The sequence below is a fragment of the Candidatus Nitrospira bockiana genome (assembly GCF_965152565.1).
The window spans coordinates 2169767-2188777 of record NZ_OZ224215.1 but is presented as its reverse complement, the minus strand read 5'-3'; the positions used below and the strand labels follow the sequence as shown (position 1 = coordinate 2188777).

The following is a 19011-nucleotide window of genomic DNA, read 5'->3' as shown; positions in this document are numbered from 1 at the left end:
TGCTGATGGAAGATCCGGGCTCGGTCATGAGGATTCTGGGGCATATCCATACTCTGAATGACGAGGAAATTATCGACGTTTCGATCGATGCACTGTTGAGGCAAACCCACCCGTTGGCCGAGATCCTCGTCGTCGACAATCACTCGACCGATCGGACACTCGATCGAGTGTCTGCAAGACCGGTCACGCTCATCCGTCATCAGGACAATGTCGGCACAAGCGGCGCCGTTGTCACCGGCATGGAGTACGCCATTGCCCGCCAGTACGACTGGATTTGGATTTTCGATGCCGATAGTGCCCCGCGTCCGGACGCGTTGCACACGCTGCTCTCGTTCTATGCATCACTGCCGGAGGCTCTCAAGCGGCAAGTCTGGCTGCTTTCACCGCTCCATCTCGAGGCCGGGCGAAAGATCCCCCCGTATCAAATGATGTTCACGAAGAAGGGTATTGAACCCGTTCAGGGTGACCCGCAATCACCCTGCTGGGAGTTCGATTCGACGATTTGGTCTGGTGCGCTCTATCGGCTCGATGTCGTACAGAAGATCGGGCTTCCATCCGTCGACTATGTGCTGGATGTCGGTGAGCACGAGTATGGCTACCGAGGAAGGCGGGCGGGATACCGTGCCTTCCTCCATCGCGATAGCATCCTCGAGCACAACATTGGGAACCCGTCCGGATTGCAGTTCACTGAATACCGGATGGGCCTTCTCAGGGTGCGGATGCGCGAACTCCCTCCCATTCGATGTTACTACCTGGTCCGAAACATGTTGTACTTCTGGCTGTATGCCTATCGCCCTTGGAGCCTCCTTCCCCTGGTGGTGACGGCCGCACGGGTCATGAAGCTCATGGTCAATTTTGGTGTTCGGCTCGCCGTCCGCCGGCGGGAATTCGAAGCCTGTCTTCGAGGCGTTCGGGACGGCTTGCTCGGCCGAATGGCTCAGAGGTTTTAAGTGAAGATTCTCGGCTACATCGGGACCTATAACGAATCGGTCACACCCGCGCTTCAGGGCTTGCTCAACCAGACACAGGCCGTCAGCGACATCATCATCGTGGATAACGCCTCCGAGCGCCCGGTCGTCCCAGGCTCTCTTCCGCCTCAAGCCCGTGTCTTGCGGGTCGCACGGAACATTGGACCAAACAGCGCCGTGCGCGCCGGGTTGACGTATGCCGTCGAACACGGCTATGACTGGATGTGGCTGTTGGAGTCCGACGGCGCCCCGCACAAGGATGCGTTGGAGCAACTGCTCGGCCTGTACCGCTCGTTCAATGCAGCGACACAGGCAGAAATCGGGATCCTTTGCTGCACACAGGTTCTCCTTCCGACCTCCAAACTGTTCCACGGGCGAAGGATGACTCCCGGCGGGCCTCGACCGCCCCGGATCAATCCATCGCTGCCATACTGCGAAGTGGATTCACTGCTCTGGAACGGCGCGCTGTTCAAGATCGACGCGGTTCGCGCGGTCGGCCTCCCGCGATCGGGCCAGAATCACCCCTGGCAAGACTTAAGCTACGACTATGGAGACACGGAATACACGTACCGCATCCGCGCAGCGGGGTACCGGCTCCTCACACACCGGTTCAGCTTCGTTGACCAACGGGTCGGCCGATCGAAGCAAATTCGGGTGTTGGGCCGCCCTTTAGTGACGACGAATCATCCTCCGCGACGCCGATATCTCTTTTTTCGGAATCTCGTGTTCTTCTGGCTGCACATCTACCCCCACCGCCACTGGCCGACGTTTGGCGCCTGGTTCCTCTATCGGCTCGGCGTCACGATTGCCGGCATCGTCGTCTTCGAAGATCATCGGCTGCCGAAGATCGCCGCTTGCTTCAAAGGCATTTGGCATGGCATAAGGAAAAACATCCACCACACGTGCTAAGTCCTCTCGCGACAGATGAACCGACTTCACCGACCATCAGGAGCTTCCATGCGCCGATCACGGATCTTATTCATCGGCATCCTGGCCAGCGTAAGCGGGATCACTGGTTTCTCCGACTTCGTCGCACCCCGCTTGCTGCTTGCCGCCGAGAGCGACGCTCAAGCCCGTGTTGAGCAAAAGGCTCGCCGTACGCAGGAGCTGATTCAGAAATGGCTTCAAGGGGGCGGCAGCCCGGCCAAAATCGGTCCGCTCATGGAGCAATTCGACAAACACATGCGAGCGGGTAGGATCAGCGATGGGGAAGGTATCCTCGACCAGGTCTTGGCGATCGTCGATACGCAGCCGACCGGCGGCGCATCCCTGCCTGCCGTCCCTCCCGCCGGCGGGGAGCCCATTCCGGGAGGTCCCTTCATCAGCCCCGCAGTTCCCGTTCGCTTGGGGAAAATCCCACCCGGGGCCGAGATCGTCTTTCACCAAAATGGGTTCATCTATTCGATGGACCGTACGGGCGGTAACTTGACGCAGATTACCTTCGACAAGCCCGAGTACTCGTGGGAACATGTCGCCGTTTCTCCGGATTGGCGCTTCATCGTGGGCAATGAACCGGTGCCCAAGAGCACCGGCGGGCGACCGGGATCCTACTGTCGGGCCTGGCTCTTCGATCTGGAGAAGGGCACGAAAGCGCAACTGCTCCCTAACTGGATTCAGGTAGGCAACGGCGGCGTCGATTGGGACCAACAGGGGTTCATTTATTTTGCCGGCAAAGAGAAATTCCTGTTCGCGAATCCCAAAGGCCCACTTGAGATGCTGGCGGAAGCGGCCGCCCATGATGTTTTCAAGATCAAGTATGACGGGACCGGACTCACGCGAATCCTGAAGACAACTGACCGAGCGGAAGCCGACGTGTCGGTGTCGGAAGACGGCACCCTCGTCGCCGCCGTCGCCTTTTTGACGACCCCAGACGACCGCCGAGACCTTTCAGAAATCTGGGTCGTCAACAGCGACGGCACGAATCCCCGCCTGGTCTTCAAAGGTGGCAAGACCGGTGTCTCGAGCGTTCATGACCCGGAAATCACCCCCGACAATACACGCGTGATTTTCAGTATGGTTAACTCGAGCGTGCCCGCCAACTATCGCCATCATGCCGACGCCAACACCGCCCACGACATCTGGTCGGTAAAGCTGAATGGAACCGGGCTGATGCGCCTTACCAAACCTGGCCCGATTTCCATCATTCCGGACTGGCACAAAGGAGCGGTTGTGTATTTCGAGGCCAGCGAGAAGGACAACTACATGGGCATTTCCGTCGTTGCCTCGGACGCTCCCGATCAAACGCCCAAACGGATCAAAGCGGGCGGCAACAGCGCGAAGTGGATCCCCGATAAGCGGTGACCTTCGGAGCTAGCCCATCGTCGATTCGAGTCCGTGGACGACGCGATCGAAGACCTCTTTGGCGGATGGAAACGCCAGACAGGGAGTGGTCCCTAGCGTGATCAGGCAACGCAGCCGATAACACGGGGCACAAAACAACCGTGCACCGAGGGCTTCGCACGACCCCTTACCAATGGGACGACCGATGACCGGAGAGGTATTTCCGAACAGGACGTAGGTCTTTGTGCCGGCCAGCGTGGCGAAGTGCGAGAGGAAGGAATCGTTCGTGACGCACGCTTTGGCGTTTTTGAGCATATGATAGGTTTGCGTTAGATTCGTCGTTCCCCGCCAGTCGTCCACCCCGTCGATGGCCGGATCCTGGGCGCTCCCCAACTGAATCAGCCGCATGGAAGGAAAGCGCGCTTTCATCATCCGGACAAAAGCCTTCCAGCTCCATATCGGCCAGTGCTTAAGAGCCGTCGCGCCTCCGTTGCCCAACACCAGGTAGTCCCGCTCGTCTGCCAGTGGATCCATGTTGGCTCGAGGCACAAAAACCGGCTGCAGCTCAGACGCGCGTACCCTGAGCCCTAGCCGCTCTGCCCAACACTCGACAATATTGGTTGTCGTGACCGACAGATCGACTGGTGCATGCAGATTGTAGACCGTTCGTATCCTGCTGAAGTAGCACGTCCCCAAGTCGGTCACCCAGCGGAAGTCGTCGAGTGTGACGGCCGACGGCAGTGCCGTGTCAAAGACGACGATCGTCTCGATATCCGGGTTCTCGAGAAGCAATTCGACACAGGGCCGACTGGTGACGAACGTGACCCGCCGACCGTGTTTTTCAGCCAGGAGCGGGAGCAACGACGTCACATTCAGCACATCGCCCAAGTGCCAGAGCAGAATCAGAACAGGGTTTTCCTCCTCGAGACTTGGAACCTGTTCAGGCTGAATGATCACCGGCATGCGCAGGGCCTCCTAGTTCTCGCTCGGCTTGAGCCGTCCCACTGGTTCGCTCCAACCCTCCGGCCCTACCCGTTGGAAAGACCGACTGTGGAAGATTTGGCTCGTATTAAGCAGGTACATGCCGAGATTTTGCAGCTGTGCGAGACAGAGGGCCGCGGGGATCACAAAGATGCCCAACCAGTCCTGCAAGAGCCACGCGCTGATCCCCAACGTCAGCACGAAGATCCCTGATGCCTTGACGAGGAGCCACCCTTGCTTCAGTGCCTTCGCGATGTTCTCAAAGGGAAACTGCACGCTCAAGACGAGATGGAAAGGGATCAGCGCCAGAACGAAATAGTACATCATCTCAAGATCCTCCGGATCGAACTTGCTCCCGAACAGGACCTGCAGGACAAAAGGCAGCACGACCACGAGCGGGATCAGCGCGCTACTAAAAAGCGTCGTGCAACGAAGGACAGTTTTGCGAAGCGACGACTGTATGTCTTGAAACCGCTGCTCGGCCGCCCAGCGTGACACCTGCGAGAGAAAGATCTGAGATATCGGAATATTGGTAATCGCAAAGACGATACCGATAATCCGTGCGGCATAGAGATAGACGGTGACTGTTCCGGGAGGAAAGAACGACATGAGGCTCGTGGTCATCGGATCCTTCAGGCACCATAGGCGACTTGCGAGCGCCACAGAAAAGCTGTCGGCGACCAAGCGTGGGATTTTCTGATGCCACAAGACCAGCCCGGGCCTCATCCTAAGACGGCGCCAAATGTATACCTGCTGGATCAGGAGACCCGTGATGCCGCCGACCAGAACAGAATAGGCCAAGGCCAGGATACTGTAGCTTTCCGCAAACAACAGCAAGGAGAGAATGTTGCAGGCGGGAGTCAGCAAGCCCACGATACCCGGCACGATAAAATACATTTCGGCATTGAGCAGGAAATTGTTGAGGGTCACCACCTGTCCCCAGATCAGGCTGAAGGCGATGATGGTGAACACTGCTTTCAGCGTCTGCAGACGTTCGAGGTCGAAGCCTGGGGCAAAGGCGCGAGCCAACACGTCGATGCTGGCGACGCTGACCGCAAAGACCAGCACGCTGGCGCCGAGCGACACGGTATACGCGGCCCGGTAGAAACGTTCCCCATCCGCCGCGTCACGTTGGCGGAGATCGGAGTAGTGTTGGAGAAACATGACCGTGAAGAAGACGCCGATCCCGGCCATGAACTCAGTCAGCACGATGGACACCAGGTAGGCATCCGTAATCGGTGATACGGCAAATGTACGTGCGAGGAGAATTTGAAAAGCCAGCGCCAGGCAGACCTGAATGGCATGCAGAAGGGTGTAGATGAACGTGGTTCTCACTGCCACTGAGTCACCGTTCGATTCCGCCCGGACGGACGCCGATCGTTCAGCGCGCCTTCAAGGTGTGTTGACGCCACCAATCGATCGTCTGATGAAGCCCCTCGTCCAGCTCAAAGGATGGGTGCCATCCGGTCGCTGTCTTCAGCCGGCTGTTGTTCGCACACACAAACGGCGGATCGGTCGGGACCGGTCGATACGGCACCGCGCCAAGGCGGATCAACTCGGGCCGTCCGATAATTCGCCCGATGCCACTGAGCACGTCGCGCAGCCGAACCGGGACACCCGAGCCGATGTTGACCGGCCCAATGAGCCGGCTGTCGGCGACCGCACAAATCGCCGAGGCCACGTCCTCAACGTGCAGAAAATCGCGCACCTGCTCGCCCGCGGTGACCTTGACCTCCTGATCAGCCAACAGCGATCGGATGATCCAAGGCACGATGCGCCGGGAATCTTCCCAAGGACCAAACTGATAAAAGAGCCGGACCCAGGCCACTTCCATGCCGCTTACCGCCCCAAGCTGATGAAGCACCAGGTGGAGGCCGAGCTTGCTCGCTCCATAGAGCGTGGCGGGATGCGTAGGCGTATTTTCCGAGAGATAGCCGTACTCGTGGTCATACTCCGCGCAGGTGCCGATGCCAACAAATCGCCCGCATCCGAGCGCCGTGAGCTGCGCCGCCAATCGCAGCGTGGCTCCGACCATGTCGACGTTCTCACGGGCGGTCAGATATCGACCCGGTACGACGTACCATGCGGCATGGATACATCGCTCAGGCCGCAAGCTTTCGAGCGCTGAGGCGATGCCGTCCGCCCCGCAAAGGTCGCCCTGCACGAGCTGCACGCACGGAAGGAGATCCCTCAAACGTGAGAGATCGCTTCCCGGGCGGACAAGCGCGTACACATGGCAACCCGAAGCGATCAAGCGGCGGACGACATGGGATCCGATGAACCCCGCCGCGCCGGTCACGAGCACCTTCATGTCGTCGGCCCTCCAGGCGAAGTCAGCAATGTTTGATCGACCAGTCGTAGGGAATATGCTTCGTAAAGGGGTCTAGCCGGCTGGAGCGAGCCGGATCGTGAACGTGGGTGCAGCAATTGGCGACGATCGCATAGGGATCGCTCATGCCCTTGAAGCCATTCCAAATACCCGGCGGGATTATGACGAGCGAGTAATTGTCGGGTCCCAGAAAACATTCCATGATCGAACCCTTGGTCGACGAACCTTCCCGTTCGTCGAACAGGACCAGCTTGATGCGGCCGTAAATACACGCGTAATTCAACGTCATCTCACGATGCCGGTGCCATCCTTTGATGACGCCTCGATAGATCGTTGAGAAGTAGATCTCGCCAAATTCTTGAAAATGCGGATCGGTTCGGCGAAGCATGTGAAAGATCGTGCCCCGCTCGTCGGGAATGCGCCGCAACGGGATGACTTGGACGCCATCCAGAACGGTCATACGACGTGCGGCTCCGGCAGAGGGATGATGAACTTGCCCCCACCGTCGCGGTAGAGTTGCTGCTGCTTAAGAATCTCATCGGCGAAATTCCAGCTCAGTAGCAACACATAATCGGGTCGCATGGTCAGGAGCGTCTCGGGAGCGTAAATCGGCAACCGCACACCAGGCATGAACCGTCCCTGTTTGTGGATGCTGCGGTCCACGACGAAATCAAGGGTCTCGCCGCCGATGCCGCAGTAATTCAGAAACGTCGTCCCCTTCGCCGCCGCGCCATACGCCGCAAGGCGGGCTCCGCGCCCCTTGAGATCCTGAAGCAGGCTCTGGACGGACGATTTCAGCCGTTCGATCCGAGCGGCAAAGTCTCGGTAGAACGCCAGCGTGCCCACTCCCCAGCTGCCTTCCTCGACGAGCAGCGCCTCGACGGCCGGGGAGGCTGACCGGCCCGGCGAGGCCAGTGTTACGAACAGGCGGAGCGATCCCCCGTGAATCGGGATCCGCTCGACGTGCTCGATCAACAACCCGTGGCGACTGAACAACCGGGTGAGGGCGGTCAAAGAGAAATAACACAAATGTTCGTGATAAATGGTGTCGAACTCACAACGGTCAAGCATCTCTTTGACGTACGGGACTTCGATCACTCCGACGCCGGTGTCCTTCAACAGGAAGGCAATGCCTCGGACGAACTCGTTCAGGGAAGGGACATGAGCAAGGACATTGTGCGCATGGATCACATCCGCCTTGTCGCTTTCTTCCACGAGACGCTTCGCTAGGACATCGTCAAAGAACTCGGCGAGAGTGGGGATACCGCGTGCCTCACGCGCATGCCGGGCGATGTTCTCTGCGGGTTCAACGCCCAGAATCGGGATCTCGGCCTTCTTGTAGTACTGGAGCAGATATCCATCGTTACTAGCTAACTCCACCACGAAACTCCGCGGACCCAGGGCGCGCTCGGCAATCAATCGTTGAACGAGTTGATGAGCGTGCCGCAACATAGTGTCCGAATAGGACGAGAAATACAGGTACTCTCGGAAGAGGCGTTCTGGCGGCACGAGATCGGTGATCTGGAGGAGAGCGCAGTCCTGGCAGAACGCAACGGCCAGTCGATAGGTCGCCTCCTGCCCATCCAGTTGCTCTTTGGTGAGGAACGCATTGGCCAACGGCATAGAGCCCAAACAGACGATTTCAGCCAGTCTCGTTCCGTCGCAGGAACGGCACGTCGTAGTCGTCATACGTTCACCCCCAAGAAACGCCTGTACCAGTCGATGGTCCGGTTCAATCCTTCGTCCAAGCTGTATTGTGGCTTCCACCCCAACATCTGACGAGCTTTTGCCGCGCTGAGGTATTGGCGGCGAATCTCGTTGGTGGCCTCGTTCCGAACATCCGGCTTTACATGAGCGCCGATGAGCGACAGGATCCGCTCCACAAGCTCTAGCACAGTGATTTGGAGCTCGTACGAGAAATTGAACGCCTCCCCGGCCAGATCCTCGTTCATGCTCAACTCTCCGGCTAGGAGGAGATAGGCACCGGCGGCATCTTCAGCATAGAAATAGTCACGGATGTATTGACCGTCGGATCGAATCACCGGCGACCGTCCATCCAAGGCGGATCGGATCGTGCCGGGAACGATCCGGTTCCAATTAAGGTCACCTCCTCCGTAGAGGTTGGCGCAGCGGGCAATCACCACGGGCAGCCCATACGTGGTCGCGTAGGCTTGCGCAAGCAGATCGGCGCATGACTTGCTGACGTCATATGGATGGCGTCCTTGAAGCCGGGTGGTCTCATCATAGGGGAGGGTGTCGTGATCTCCATACGCCTTGTCCGAAGACGCGACGATGATCTGCTTGACCAGGGGGCTGCGGCGGCAGGCTTCCAGCAACGTCCACGTTCCACCGATGTTCGTTTCGAATGTGGAGATTGGGTTACGATTGGCGATGGTGACGATGGTTTGGGCAGCCAAATGGATCACCGTATGGATCTCGTACTCTCCCAGTACCCGCTCAAGAAGAGCTTGATCACGTACGTCTCCTCGGACGACCCGTATCTTGTCGAGCAGTCCGCTCCGGATGAGCTCGCTTTGGGGCACCCAATCCCTGACGAGACAGACGACTTCCGACCCGAGCTCCACGAGGCGCTTGACCACCCAACCGCCCACGAGTCCCGTTCCCCCGGTGACCAGCACTGGACGGCTGGAAAAGAAATGCTTCAGAGCCAAACCTTCCATGGCGCCCGCCCCTCTTGCCAGAGTTTGTCCAGTAGTCGTTTATCACGCAGCGTATCCATACATTGCCAGAATCGATCGTGTCGGTAGGCCGCCAACTGTCGATCGGCCGCGAGGCGCTCCAACGCATCAGTTTCGAGGACACTTTCGTCCCCCTTCAGGTACTTGAACACTTCCGGCTCGCAGACGAGAAACCCGCCGTTGATCCACCCCTCCCCGATCTGCGGTTTTTCGGTGAACTCGGCGACCAGAGTCCCATCGAAGGTGAGGCCGCCGAACCGTGACGGTGGACGGACGGCGGTGACGGTGGCCACACGACCTTGTGCACGATGAAAGGTCAAGAGTGCCTGCAAATCGACGTTGGAGACCCCGTCGCCATATGTCAGCATGAAGGATTCGCCCAGCAAGATCGGCTCCAACCGCTTCACGCGCCCTCCGGTCGACGTCATCGCCCCGGTCTCGATGAGATGAATCGTCCAGTCTTCACACTCTTTCTTCCGAACCTCAACAGTGTCCTTCATCAGGTGCAGCGTCATGCTGCCGTTGAGCCGGTGATAGTCCAGAAAGTACCGTTTGATCATCTCGCCCTTGTAGCCCAGCGCAATGACGAACTCTCGAAATCCATAGTGGCTGTAGTGCTTCATGATGTGCCACAAGATCGGCGCCCCACCGATCTCGACCATCGGTTTGGGACGGAAATCAGTTTCTTCTTGCAGCCTGGTTCCCATTCCACCGGCGAGAATAACGACCTTCATTGAGATCTCCCTCTCTCCATTGCCAGCGCCCTCACCTCACGCTGCGGGTGCTTCTTCCGTCCTCTTATCTTCGGCTGAGAGGGTACGGCTGAGCCCCATGATGAGGCCGGCGTACATCCACTGGACGCTCTGGACCGATTCCTCCCACAACGGATTCGTCAACACGCCCACGCCGAGGCCCACCAGCGCCACGAAGGTGTAACCGGCGGCAAACCGGGTCTCTTGACACCGCGAACGGCCCAAACCCCATGCCGTCCGGCAAATTCGTGCAAAAAACGCCAGGTACAGCAGCCAGCCGAGCACTCCGATCTCCACCAGGAGAGACAGATAGAAGCTGTGAATCGGCTGCTCCGTCGCCCGTGCCGTATGATCGATCAGGGAGAAGCTGGAATTGTGGTAGTGCGGCGCAGCGACCAAATTGTTGTTCAGGCCCACACCCAGCGCGGGATTCGACTTGAACATCGCGAGCGCCGTATCGTACTGCGCAAAGCGAATCTCCACGTTTTCGATTTTCCGGTCGAAGTACTTGTACAGAACCGGCGTCGCCGCTGCCGCACTGCAAAGGGCAATGAACAGCCATACGAGCGCAGCGTTCTTTGAGATGTAGCCGCGCCAGGTCGCGATGAGATAACAGAGAGCGAGTTCCGCACCGAAGGCCATGAGATTGGTGCGCGAGTAAGTCAAGTACAGGCCGGCACCACCGACCAGCGTTGCCAGCAGGAAGACCCAGCGGACACCAAAGAGCGGATTCCTTACGGAGAGCAATATGGCTGGTGGTAACAACAACAGGAAATACTTCCCCATACTCGGAGGATTCAGCGTACCGTAGGCCTGTTTCTGGTCACCGACCGACGGGTCGATCAGCAACTGCGCTTGCTCATCGGCGATGGTGTTCGTGCGCCCCAGCAAGTCACCGAAAAGCGGCTCATAATACTGGAACTTGTACCTGAACAGGCTGATCCCACCTTGGAGCAGGAGCGTCGCGATCAAAGCGATACACACCACCCTCAAGAGTCGTTTCGATGTGAGGTTGTTGGCGGCATAGAGAAAGATCAGAAAAAATTTGGCTTGCCGAATGAGCTCCAACAACACTAAGTCCTTCCCTTCGGCCTTGAGGATCGACAACAGGGCCCACCCCATGAAACCGATGGCCAGCCAACTGCCCGGTGGGATATACAGGCGCTGTCGATCCACGAACACGCGGTTCGCCCAATAGAGCAGCAGGAGGAGGAATATGAAATCGCTCGCGTAGACCTCCGGCACGAAGACGAACGGGGGATAGGTCCCGTACTTGGCCAGCAAGGGGATGGGATCCGCAAGATTCTTCTTCACATCGAACTGCAGGACGAAGAGAAACAAGGCAAGCCAGTACGGAGTCGGATCCTTCAGCAGGCACGTCGGCAGAAAAACCAGGAGCGCAAGGGGAATCAACATCATCCAGATCGGCTTCAGACCGGAAAAGACCAGGCCGCAGACCACTCCGACCCCTAGGCCGACAAGTGCGGCTAACAAGGCCGCGGCCGCGGGGCGTTCGCTCATGTCTTGGACATGACCGAGGAAGCCGCTCCCGTTCATGCGCCGTCCTCGCGTGCATTCTTGGCGGAGAGTCTCATCAAGGCTTCTTTGTGAATGGAATCGTGGCGAGAATCGGTAGGTGGAGTGCTTCTTCGACCTCGTCCACGCTTCTGAGCCTCGGGATCTGCAACTCCAGAAAGAAGGCCAGCCCGATCCCCAACAGCAGCCCCACCGCGAGGCCTCCCAAGCCGTAGTAGAGTTTGACGGGTTTCGATGGATACGTGGGTGCCTCGGCTCTTGAGACGACGCGAATTTCGCTCGTTCGGCTCGTTTCTCGCGTACGAGCGTCCTCGAATCCTTTGCTCAGCAATTCATATTTGTCCTCAGCAACCTTGACTCGAAGCTTCAGATTTTCCAGTTCCTTTTCCTTTTCCGCATTGCGGGCAATTTCTTCGTTCGCCTGTTTCAGCGACCTCATGAGGCGTTCCTTCTCCGCCTGCAAGGTCTTCGCTTTTGGATGCGACGGCGTGTAATACTCGAGAACCCCGGACAGCTTCGACTCCGTTTTTTCGAGTTCTTTTTCCAGGTCGCCGATCACATTCAATCGAGAGGTATATTCATCGGAAAGGAGGAACGTATGGTGCTTCTCTTTGAAGGTGCGCAAGGCCGCCCGCGCCTGCGCGACTTCTTCATCGGCTTCAGCCAAACGCTCCGCCAGAAACTTGCGATTGTCACCGGCCTCTTCGGTGTTCGCCTTTGCCATATAGTGAATGAAGACTTCGGCGGCCGTGTTCGCGACATCGGCGGCTTCCTGGGGATCGGAAGCTTCATGTTTGATGTCGAAGATGTAGGTGTCCTTGGTGGCCGTCAGGGTCAGGCCCTTTTCCACCCGTTCCACGGCCTTTAAGAAGGGGCTGAGCGTTATGGCGCGCCCGTATTTCACCATGTCACGCGCCCATTCCGCCCACTCCTTGCCCCATTCCTTGAACTGTTCCCATAATTCCTTCCAAGGGTTGGCGCTTGGGAGGCGGGTTTTCTTGTCGAGTTGGAGGGTTCGGACGACCTCTTCTACCAGAGCCCGGCTCGTGATCACTTTGATGTACGTCTTGCTCGGTGCATCGATCGGCGCAAGCTGACTCACCGGATAATCAAGGATTTCCTTCTCCCCTCTGCTGTTGACCGTCCTGATCTGCTCGTGAGGCCGGACGAGGACAACGGCGGTCGCATCATATTTCTCCGGTAACACATAGGTCAGGGCAACGGCCCCAACTAGAGAAGACAGAGACAGTGACAGGAGCATCCAGCGATAAGCCAGAAGGATGCGACGGTATTTATGCCAAGCGATCATTGCTGAAAGACTCCCGTGCCCATCCGTTCATGCGGATGGGGCGATCGAAAGGATTCCTCTCACCCACGGCCCGGCGAAATTCCCTCATCCGCACACGGGGCATCGAATCATACGGGCAAGGCGTCGCTGGGCCGATCACGTCGCGGCAGGCATTCCTTTGACACCTGAATAACCAGCGACACGACAAAACGGAGCCCCAACCCTACGAGCACCACGAGATGCTCCGGGTGCCAGGCCGACTTCATGAGATGCTTTTGATAGAAAATGTACGAGCCGCGGTGAAACTCGACTAGCGCCGTGAACCGACGCCTGACGCTCACCATGGTACCGCCCTTGTGCGCGAGATGTACGATCGTAGGCTCCGGCAAGTAGTAGACCTCCCATCCGGCGTCCCAGATCCTCTTACAATAGTCGGCGTCGACATGGTACATGAGGCGTTCGTCGAGGTATCCAACCTGCGCGACAACCTCTCGGCGGATCATAATTGAAGCACTCGAGACGTATCCCGCAGGAAATGGCGTCTTCATATCGCAACCAAGGTGCAGCAAATGTCGTCGAGTCCAGGGGTTATGGGGAAACCATTTTGTGATGACGGAGCGAGCCCCGAAGAGCGCGGACATTGCACACGGCAACGTCTTTACCGATGCTTGCACCGACCCATCCTCGTTCAGCAGGCGATTCCCGACTGCACCTACGGTCGGATGTACATCCAGGAAGGCTTTCATTTGGTCCAGGGCGTCGGGCATCATGACTGTGTCGTTGTTCAGCAGGTAGATGTACCGGCCCCTAGCGACGTCAAGTGCGCGATTGTTCGACTTCCCATACTTCACGTTGACGTCATTGCGCAGCAGATGTACCTGCGGGAAGTGCCGCTGCACCATCTCGGCACTGCCATCGTTGGACGCATCGTCTACAACATAAATTTCAAAGGACGCCCGAGGCGGGTTGTCGTAAATCGACTGTAAGCAGGCCCGGAGCAGCTCACGTGCGTTGTAATTGGCAATGATGATGGAGAGCTGAGGGTCGACGCGGTCACCGCTCCTCCTCACCATTTGTTCTTCCGTCGCCGATCGCCCCGTGTAGACCGTCTCTGTGTTCATCTGCCCCCACTCTATCCGTGTATGACGAGCTCCCGCTCTCGGTGCTTCCGCTGTTTGTAGAGCGGACAGGCATCGCAGACGGTTTTTTCCGCTGCCTCGATAGGACGATCCGAAAACAGGGATCGAGCGGATACGTACTTGCTGTTGTTCCAAATTTCCGCGATGGTTTGGCTCTGGACCGACCCGAAATCCCACTTCTGATGATCGATCGCACAGCACGGTGCAACCCCGCCATCGGGGTTGATCGTCATGGCGCGGTACAGATAGAAACAGGATTCATCGTACAGATAGCCGCGCGTCCGCATGAGCTCGGGGGCGTAAGCTCGGTATGAAGGATTGTCCGACATCCAGCGCTCAGCCAATTGGACGTCATCCAAATGATTGAACGGCAGGCCTACGGATAAGAGACGGAATCGCTCGATGCCCAGATGCTTCGCCAGAGCCTCAGCCTTCGGAATCTCGTGTTCATTGTGCTTCATGACGATGAACTGCCATTCGACGATCGGGGTAGCGCTCTTGCGCTCCCGCTTCCGGCGCTGAAGCCGCTCCAAGCCCTCGAGCGCATTGTTGAGATTGCCGCGCACACGGTACTGCTCGTAAACAGCCTGCGTGGCTCCGTCCAAGGATACCGTCAAGTGCTCGAGTCCGCTGTCGATCATGCCTTCGATGAGTTCATCGGTGATGTTGTTGAAGTGGGAAGAAACGGTCGTCCCGATATTGGCGTCCGCAGCCAACCGAATCATGTCGAAAATTCGCGGATGAAGAAACGATTCCCCCCAGTTGTGCAGAATGACCTCGATCGCATAATCCTTGACTTGATCAATGATCGACTGGAAGCAGGCCAGATTCATCATCTTCGTCGGGCGACCCAAGGTTTGAGCGCCAGTCGGACAGAGCGGGCAGCGGAGGTTGCAGGCGTTGCAGGGATCGATAATGTAGATGTAAGGCTGCGAGGTGAGTGTTGTCTTGCCCCGGCGCAGCGCCCATTCCGCCTGCAGGAGGTTCAACATCCGGCGAGGTGTACTGTGCCGGAGGAGTTGGTGGGCATGTCGGGCCTTACGCGTATAGTGGGGCAGCTTTCCGAGCATCAAGTTCTTGAACATTGTCACGCTCCGTTCCGGCCGCTGCCGCTGCCACCTCACCGAGGCCGGTATGCCTGTTGAGGTTATCTCAATACGAACGTGCCGTTCGACTGCATCCGTCGATAGTCCTCGATCGTGTCGACATGGATCGGGTAGACCGGCTCGGGCAGCCGAGTCAGCGGGAAAAAGGCGAGATCATTCACCTCGTCCCCGTCGGGCCGCAATCGCCCCGTCCACCGGGTGACCCGAAACGCCACCGTGAACGTTTGAACTTGATCTCCGTTGGGATAGGTCACGCTGTACTTGGGGTCGGTGTAGAGCCCGAACGGTTCCGCTTCCTCCACAATCAAGCCCGTCTCTTCCTCGACCTCGCGCTTGAGGGCCTCGAACACTGATTCTCCGACGTCGACGCAGCCGTGGGGCAAGGCCCAGGATCCAAAATGCGCCTGCTTTTCGAGCAGCACCTCGCCGCGATCGTTGAATAGCAACGCGCGGACGCCCGGCAGGACGATCTTCGTATTCCCGATCATGCGCCGCAGGTTCTTCACGTAATCCAGCATACGGTCCTTTCGCTCAATGAATTCCAAGCCGATAACTGACGGTCGTCAACCAGTCCTTCACGCGCGAATCCGGTTCGATCGCTGCCCGTGGACACCACGCCACGCATTCCAAGCACCGCACGCAACCCTCGGTCACGTCCGGAATGGTGCGGCCATCCCGTCGCTCCAAGCCGTTGACCAAGCACCTGGACATGCACTGCCCGTAGCCGGTACACAAGGAAGCGTTCAAGCGGATGCCTGGAAAGAAGAGACCCCGAACCCGTCGATGCGCCAACAACCGCGCTTTGGTCGCAAGGAGCCAGGACACCTTCGGGACGTCGACCGGCGGGAGGCGGTCGGCCTGGGCCATGCGCTCGCCGAATTCCGTGGCCTGCCGATAGACGGCGGCGTCGGGGAGAGACTCGCTGTTGCCCAAGCCCCGCCGTCGCAGCGGGGCGTAGCTCATCGCCGATCGAAATCGCTCCAAGCCCACGACGACCGCGCCGCGCTCGACCAAGGTCGCGTACAGGCGGCTCAGCGTCTCTCCGGGACGGTCCATACCCGACGTGCAGAAGGCAAAGGCCCGCTTTCCATCCAGCCGGGGCAGGGTCGCCAGGAAGTTCGTGACATAACGCGCCTCACGATAGAAGTGGACCGGCGAGCCGATGCCGATCAGATCCGCTTGTTGAAGCCGGATAGCGGTGAGATACTCGATCGAGATCGCAACCGCGCTGACGCCGGACGACGCCAGACCGGCGGCGATCGCCTCGGCCAGTTTCCCGGTCGTGCCCCGTCCCGTTCCGTATGCAATGACGGCCTTCATTCCGTTTACTGCAGCGGCGGCCAATAGGCGCGATACACTGTCTCGTGCAGCGCGTCCGGCGCGCGAAGCGTATAGATCGGGCTCTTGGCTACCGCGTAAAAGACCGGGGCCAGCGTGTTGCTCAGGTCCCGCCGCTTGATGTTCCGGGAGATATTGTTGACGTAGACTTGTCCGCCATGTTCCTTGGCGTGCTTCTGGGCGATCTCTCGGGCGCTGTACCCGGAGGCATAAAAGATCTCGTCGCCGCCTTCTGAAAACGTCGTTTCGACGGAGTCCAGCGCGGGCGCCGATTCATGCCCTTGCTGCCGAAACGGGCCTTGGACTTCATGACTCACACAGCGATAGCACGTATGTTTTTGATTCATGGTTTGGTTCATGGATCACCTCGTGACCTAAGTAGATTGAGCGGCTTTCTCGGTATCCCGCCCGGCGCGCCGACGCGCGAACACATGAAACAGTGCGACGATCGTAATGGCGTCGGTAATCCGGCCATCCTGTGCCATTGCCATCGCCTCCTCAAGCGGCACTCGCTTGGTTTGCAGAATCTCCTCCGGCCCGGGATCCGCAAGTCCCTGCGCCAGCGCAGTGGCCAGGAACAGATGGCACACCTCATCCAAGAAGCAATTCGAGGTATGCGTCCGTCCCAAGTACTCCCAGTGACTCGCGACGATCCCCGTTTCCTCGCGCAACTCCCGCTTCGCGCTCTCGATCGGCTCGATGTCGAAGTCTCCTCCGCCCTCGGGGATCTCCCATGAATAGGTCTGCACGGGGTAGCGGTACTGCCCGACGAGGACGATGGTCTCATCATCCCAGAGCGCCACGACGCCGACGGCCAACCGCCCGGCGCTGACCACGTGGTACGTCCCCGGATGACCGTCCGGCGCGATCACCTCATCGGCGCGGACGCTGAACCACGGGTTCTCATAAATCTTCCTGGAAGAGAGCCTCGTCCACGGGTTCTGCTCACGCACGGACATCGAGTTTGCCCTATAGGCTCAGTGCTCGTCGACGATCTTCAGCGTCTTCTTCACCTGCTCGTAGCTCACCTCCTGACTCATTTCCTTGGCTTGAGGCAGGCTGCCGGGGAAGAGAATCGCGATTTCCGGCCGATCCTTGAACGGGATCGTGTAATGGGTGATGTTCCGGGCCTTGAGCAGACGCGACAACGCCTCGTCCAGATCCCAGATCCGGCGCTCGGTCTCCGGGTCCAGCCATTCGGCTTCAGACATGCCCTCGATGAACTTCACCATCTCGGCGTACATCGGAGACGCCTCATTCTCGAGGTAAATGTTCATCCACCACCAGAACGCGACGCGCACCTTGTCGATCCATAGACGATCCTCATCGGTCCATTTGAGCTTGGTGTCCCGGATGAAGTTATGGAGGTGCTTGCTCTCGTCGATGAGATCAAGCTTCTTGGCGATGTCGTGGTACTCGGTCCCAGGGAAGGGATAGCCGAGCGAGACCTTGAGCCCGTCCGGGAGCAGCTTCGAGTTCAACCGCAGCGTCTCGCACATCTCCTCACGCGTTTCCGTCGGATTCGCCAAGATGTTGAAGGCGAAACTGCGGAGGCCGATCTCACGACAGATGGCGAAGGCCTCCTCGGTCTTCTTATTCGAAAAGTCCCGCTTCAGAACCATCTTCTTGAGCCGGGGGGTCGCCGTCTCCACGCCGAACCGCACCAGATCGCACTTGGCCTCTTTCATGACCTCGAGCATCTCCCGATCGACATCGAGGACCGTCGTATTGCACACGAACGGCAACCCGATTTCATCCTTGTACCGGCGCAGGAACCCCTTCATCTGCTCCTGATCCATCGTGAACGTGTCGTCGTTGAAGGAGAACGCCCGCACGCAGTCGTACTTGTTCACGATCGATTTCAACTCGTTGAGCATGTCGTCAATGCCGCGATAGCGGAGATATCCGAGATCCTCGTTGCTGGACGTCCGCGTCCCATAGCTTTCCTGAAGAATCTTGGCCACTCCGTTGTTGTGGCAATACGTGCACCGGTAGGGACAGCCCCGGTTCATGTAAACGTTGACCCACCCACGGCGGTTCTCCGTGATGCGCTTGAATTGCCAGCCTTCGAGGTCCATCCAAGGCAGCGTGGTGATGTCCTTCAACGGCCGGGAGGCGTTGGTATGGATCGTGCCGTTCTTGCGCGCCCAGATGTTCGGGATCTTCGTCGTGTCGCCCCCGGTCTCCAAGGCCTTGACGAGGTCGAGAATCGAGTCGTCGCCTTCCCCGCAATTGGCGTAATCGAGCCAGGGATTCTCGCTCATTACTGACCACATGTTCTGCGTCGTATGGATGCCGCCGAAGATCACCGGCTTGTCGATGGCCTTCTTGATCTGCTCGGCGACGAACCGCGTCTCGGGGTAATGGGCATAGCCCGTCGACATACACACGAGGTCAGGGTCATACGCGCGAAAATCGCTGACGATGCGCTCGATCTCATACGGATAGTCCAACCATTCACAGACATGGACGATGTTGGTCTCGTGTCCGGCGGCCTTCAACGCTCCGGACAGGTACGACACTCCGATGCTCAGGCCGATGGGGCAATCAAAGTTCGGCCAAAGAAACTGGATCTTCATAGGCACCTCCTATCAC

General features: G+C 58.4%; 19 protein-coding genes. 3 read left to right on the top strand and 16 right to left on the bottom strand.

All coding sequences use genetic code 11. The annotated features are described in order from the left end of the window. The first annotated feature begins 5 nt into the window (after window positions 1–5). The 3 genes from ACWHYV_RS10680 to ACWHYV_RS10670 all read left to right on the top strand — a co-directional run bounded on the left by ACWHYV_RS10680 (window position 6) and on the right by ACWHYV_RS10670 (window position 3269). A complete protein-coding gene (locus ACWHYV_RS10680; protein ID WP_447980714.1) occupies window positions 6–950 on the top strand; it encodes a glycosyltransferase in 945 nt (314 codons plus the stop codon). Next, the gene (locus ACWHYV_RS10675) at window positions 951–1877 is read left to right on the top strand and encodes a glycosyltransferase (RefSeq protein WP_447980624.1); all 927 of its coding nucleotides are present in this window, start codon (window positions 951–953) and stop codon (window positions 1875–1877) included. 132 nt (window positions 1878–2009) lie between these two features. After that, complete coding sequence (locus ACWHYV_RS10670) at window positions 2010–3269, top strand: hypothetical protein (RefSeq protein ID WP_447980623.1); 1260 nt, start codon at window positions 2010–2012, stop codon at window positions 3267–3269. A gap of 9 nt (window positions 3270–3278) precedes the next feature. Here the strand turns inward: ACWHYV_RS10670 and ACWHYV_RS10665 are convergent, their stop codons facing one another. The 16 genes from ACWHYV_RS10665 to ACWHYV_RS10590 form a co-directional block, all read right to left on the bottom strand. Next, window positions 3279–4211, bottom strand: coding sequence for a glycosyltransferase family 9 protein (locus tag ACWHYV_RS10665; protein WP_447980622.1), 933 nt, complete (start codon window positions 4209–4211; stop codon window positions 3279–3281). Between the two features lie 12 nt (window positions 4212–4223). Next, window positions 4224–5570 (bottom strand): lipid II flippase MurJ, encoded by a 1347-nt coding sequence (locus ACWHYV_RS10660; RefSeq protein WP_447980621.1) that lies wholly within the window; start codon window positions 5568–5570, stop codon window positions 4224–4226. A 40-nt stretch (window positions 5571–5610) separates the two neighbouring features. Further along, complete coding sequence (locus ACWHYV_RS10655) at window positions 5611–6540, bottom strand: NAD-dependent epimerase/dehydratase family protein (RefSeq protein WP_447980620.1); 930 nt, start codon at window positions 6538–6540, stop codon at window positions 5611–5613. A gap of 22 nt (window positions 6541–6562) precedes the next feature. Next, window positions 6563–7018 carry a dTDP-4-dehydrorhamnose 3,5-epimerase family protein gene (locus ACWHYV_RS10650; protein ID WP_447980619.1) on the bottom strand — a complete coding sequence of 152 codons (456 nt, stop codon included), beginning with the start codon at window positions 7016–7018 and terminating at the stop codon, window positions 6563–6565. Continuing rightward, a complete protein-coding gene (locus ACWHYV_RS10645) occupies window positions 7015–8247 on the bottom strand; it encodes a class I SAM-dependent methyltransferase (protein ID WP_447980618.1) in 1233 nt (410 codons plus the stop codon). The genes ACWHYV_RS10650 and ACWHYV_RS10645 overlap by 4 nt, the downstream gene beginning before the upstream one ends. Next, complete coding sequence (locus tag ACWHYV_RS10640; protein WP_447980617.1) at window positions 8244–9239, bottom strand: GDP-mannose 4,6-dehydratase; 996 nt, start codon at window positions 9237–9239, stop codon at window positions 8244–8246. The genes ACWHYV_RS10645 and ACWHYV_RS10640 overlap by 4 nt, the downstream gene beginning before the upstream one ends. Further along, window positions 9221–9991, bottom strand: coding sequence for a glucose-1-phosphate cytidylyltransferase (gene rfbF / locus ACWHYV_RS10635; protein WP_447980616.1), 771 nt, complete (start codon window positions 9989–9991; stop codon window positions 9221–9223). Before rfbF ends, ACWHYV_RS10640 begins: the two co-directional genes overlap by 19 nt. Before the next feature lie 36 nt (window positions 9992–10027). Then, the gene (locus ACWHYV_RS10630) at window positions 10028–11566 is read right to left on the bottom strand and encodes an O-antigen ligase family protein (protein WP_447980615.1); all 1539 of its coding nucleotides are present in this window, start codon (window positions 11564–11566) and stop codon (window positions 10028–10030) included. 37 nt (window positions 11567–11603) lie between these two features. After that, window positions 11604–12854, bottom strand: a complete 1251-nt coding sequence (locus ACWHYV_RS10625; protein ID WP_447980614.1) for a GumC family protein — start codon at window positions 12852–12854, stop codon at window positions 11604–11606. 107 nt (window positions 12855–12961) lie between these two features. After that, a complete protein-coding gene (locus tag ACWHYV_RS10620) occupies window positions 12962–13954 on the bottom strand; it encodes a glycosyltransferase family 2 protein (RefSeq protein WP_447980613.1) in 993 nt (330 codons plus the stop codon). An 11-nt stretch (window positions 13955–13965) separates the two neighbouring features. Continuing rightward, complete coding sequence (locus ACWHYV_RS10615) at window positions 13966–15057, bottom strand: radical SAM/SPASM domain-containing protein (RefSeq protein ID WP_447980612.1); 1092 nt, start codon at window positions 15055–15057, stop codon at window positions 13966–13968. A gap of 62 nt (window positions 15058–15119) precedes the next feature. After that, complete coding sequence (locus tag ACWHYV_RS10610) at window positions 15120–15596, bottom strand: NUDIX hydrolase (RefSeq protein ID WP_447980611.1); 477 nt, start codon at window positions 15594–15596, stop codon at window positions 15120–15122. 13 nt (window positions 15597–15609) lie between these two features. Further along, window positions 15610–16398: a flavodoxin domain-containing protein gene (locus tag ACWHYV_RS10605; RefSeq protein ID WP_447980610.1), complete on the bottom strand. Its 789-nt coding sequence runs from the start codon at window positions 16396–16398 to the stop codon at window positions 15610–15612. A 5-nt stretch (window positions 16399–16403) separates the two neighbouring features. Next, on the bottom strand, window positions 16404–16775 hold the full coding sequence (locus ACWHYV_RS10600) for a hypothetical protein (RefSeq protein ID WP_447980609.1): 372 nt from the start codon (window positions 16773–16775) through the stop codon (window positions 16404–16406). 15 nt (window positions 16776–16790) lie between these two features. Further along, window positions 16791–17375 carry an NUDIX domain-containing protein gene (locus ACWHYV_RS10595; RefSeq protein WP_447980608.1) on the bottom strand — a complete coding sequence of 195 codons (585 nt, stop codon included), beginning with the start codon at window positions 17373–17375 and terminating at the stop codon, window positions 16791–16793. An 18-nt stretch (window positions 17376–17393) separates the two neighbouring features. Beyond that, window positions 17394–18995: a B12-binding domain-containing radical SAM protein gene (locus ACWHYV_RS10590; RefSeq protein ID WP_447980607.1), complete on the bottom strand. Its 1602-nt coding sequence runs from the start codon at window positions 18993–18995 to the stop codon at window positions 17394–17396. Between the last annotated feature and the right edge of the window lie 16 nt (window positions 18996–19011).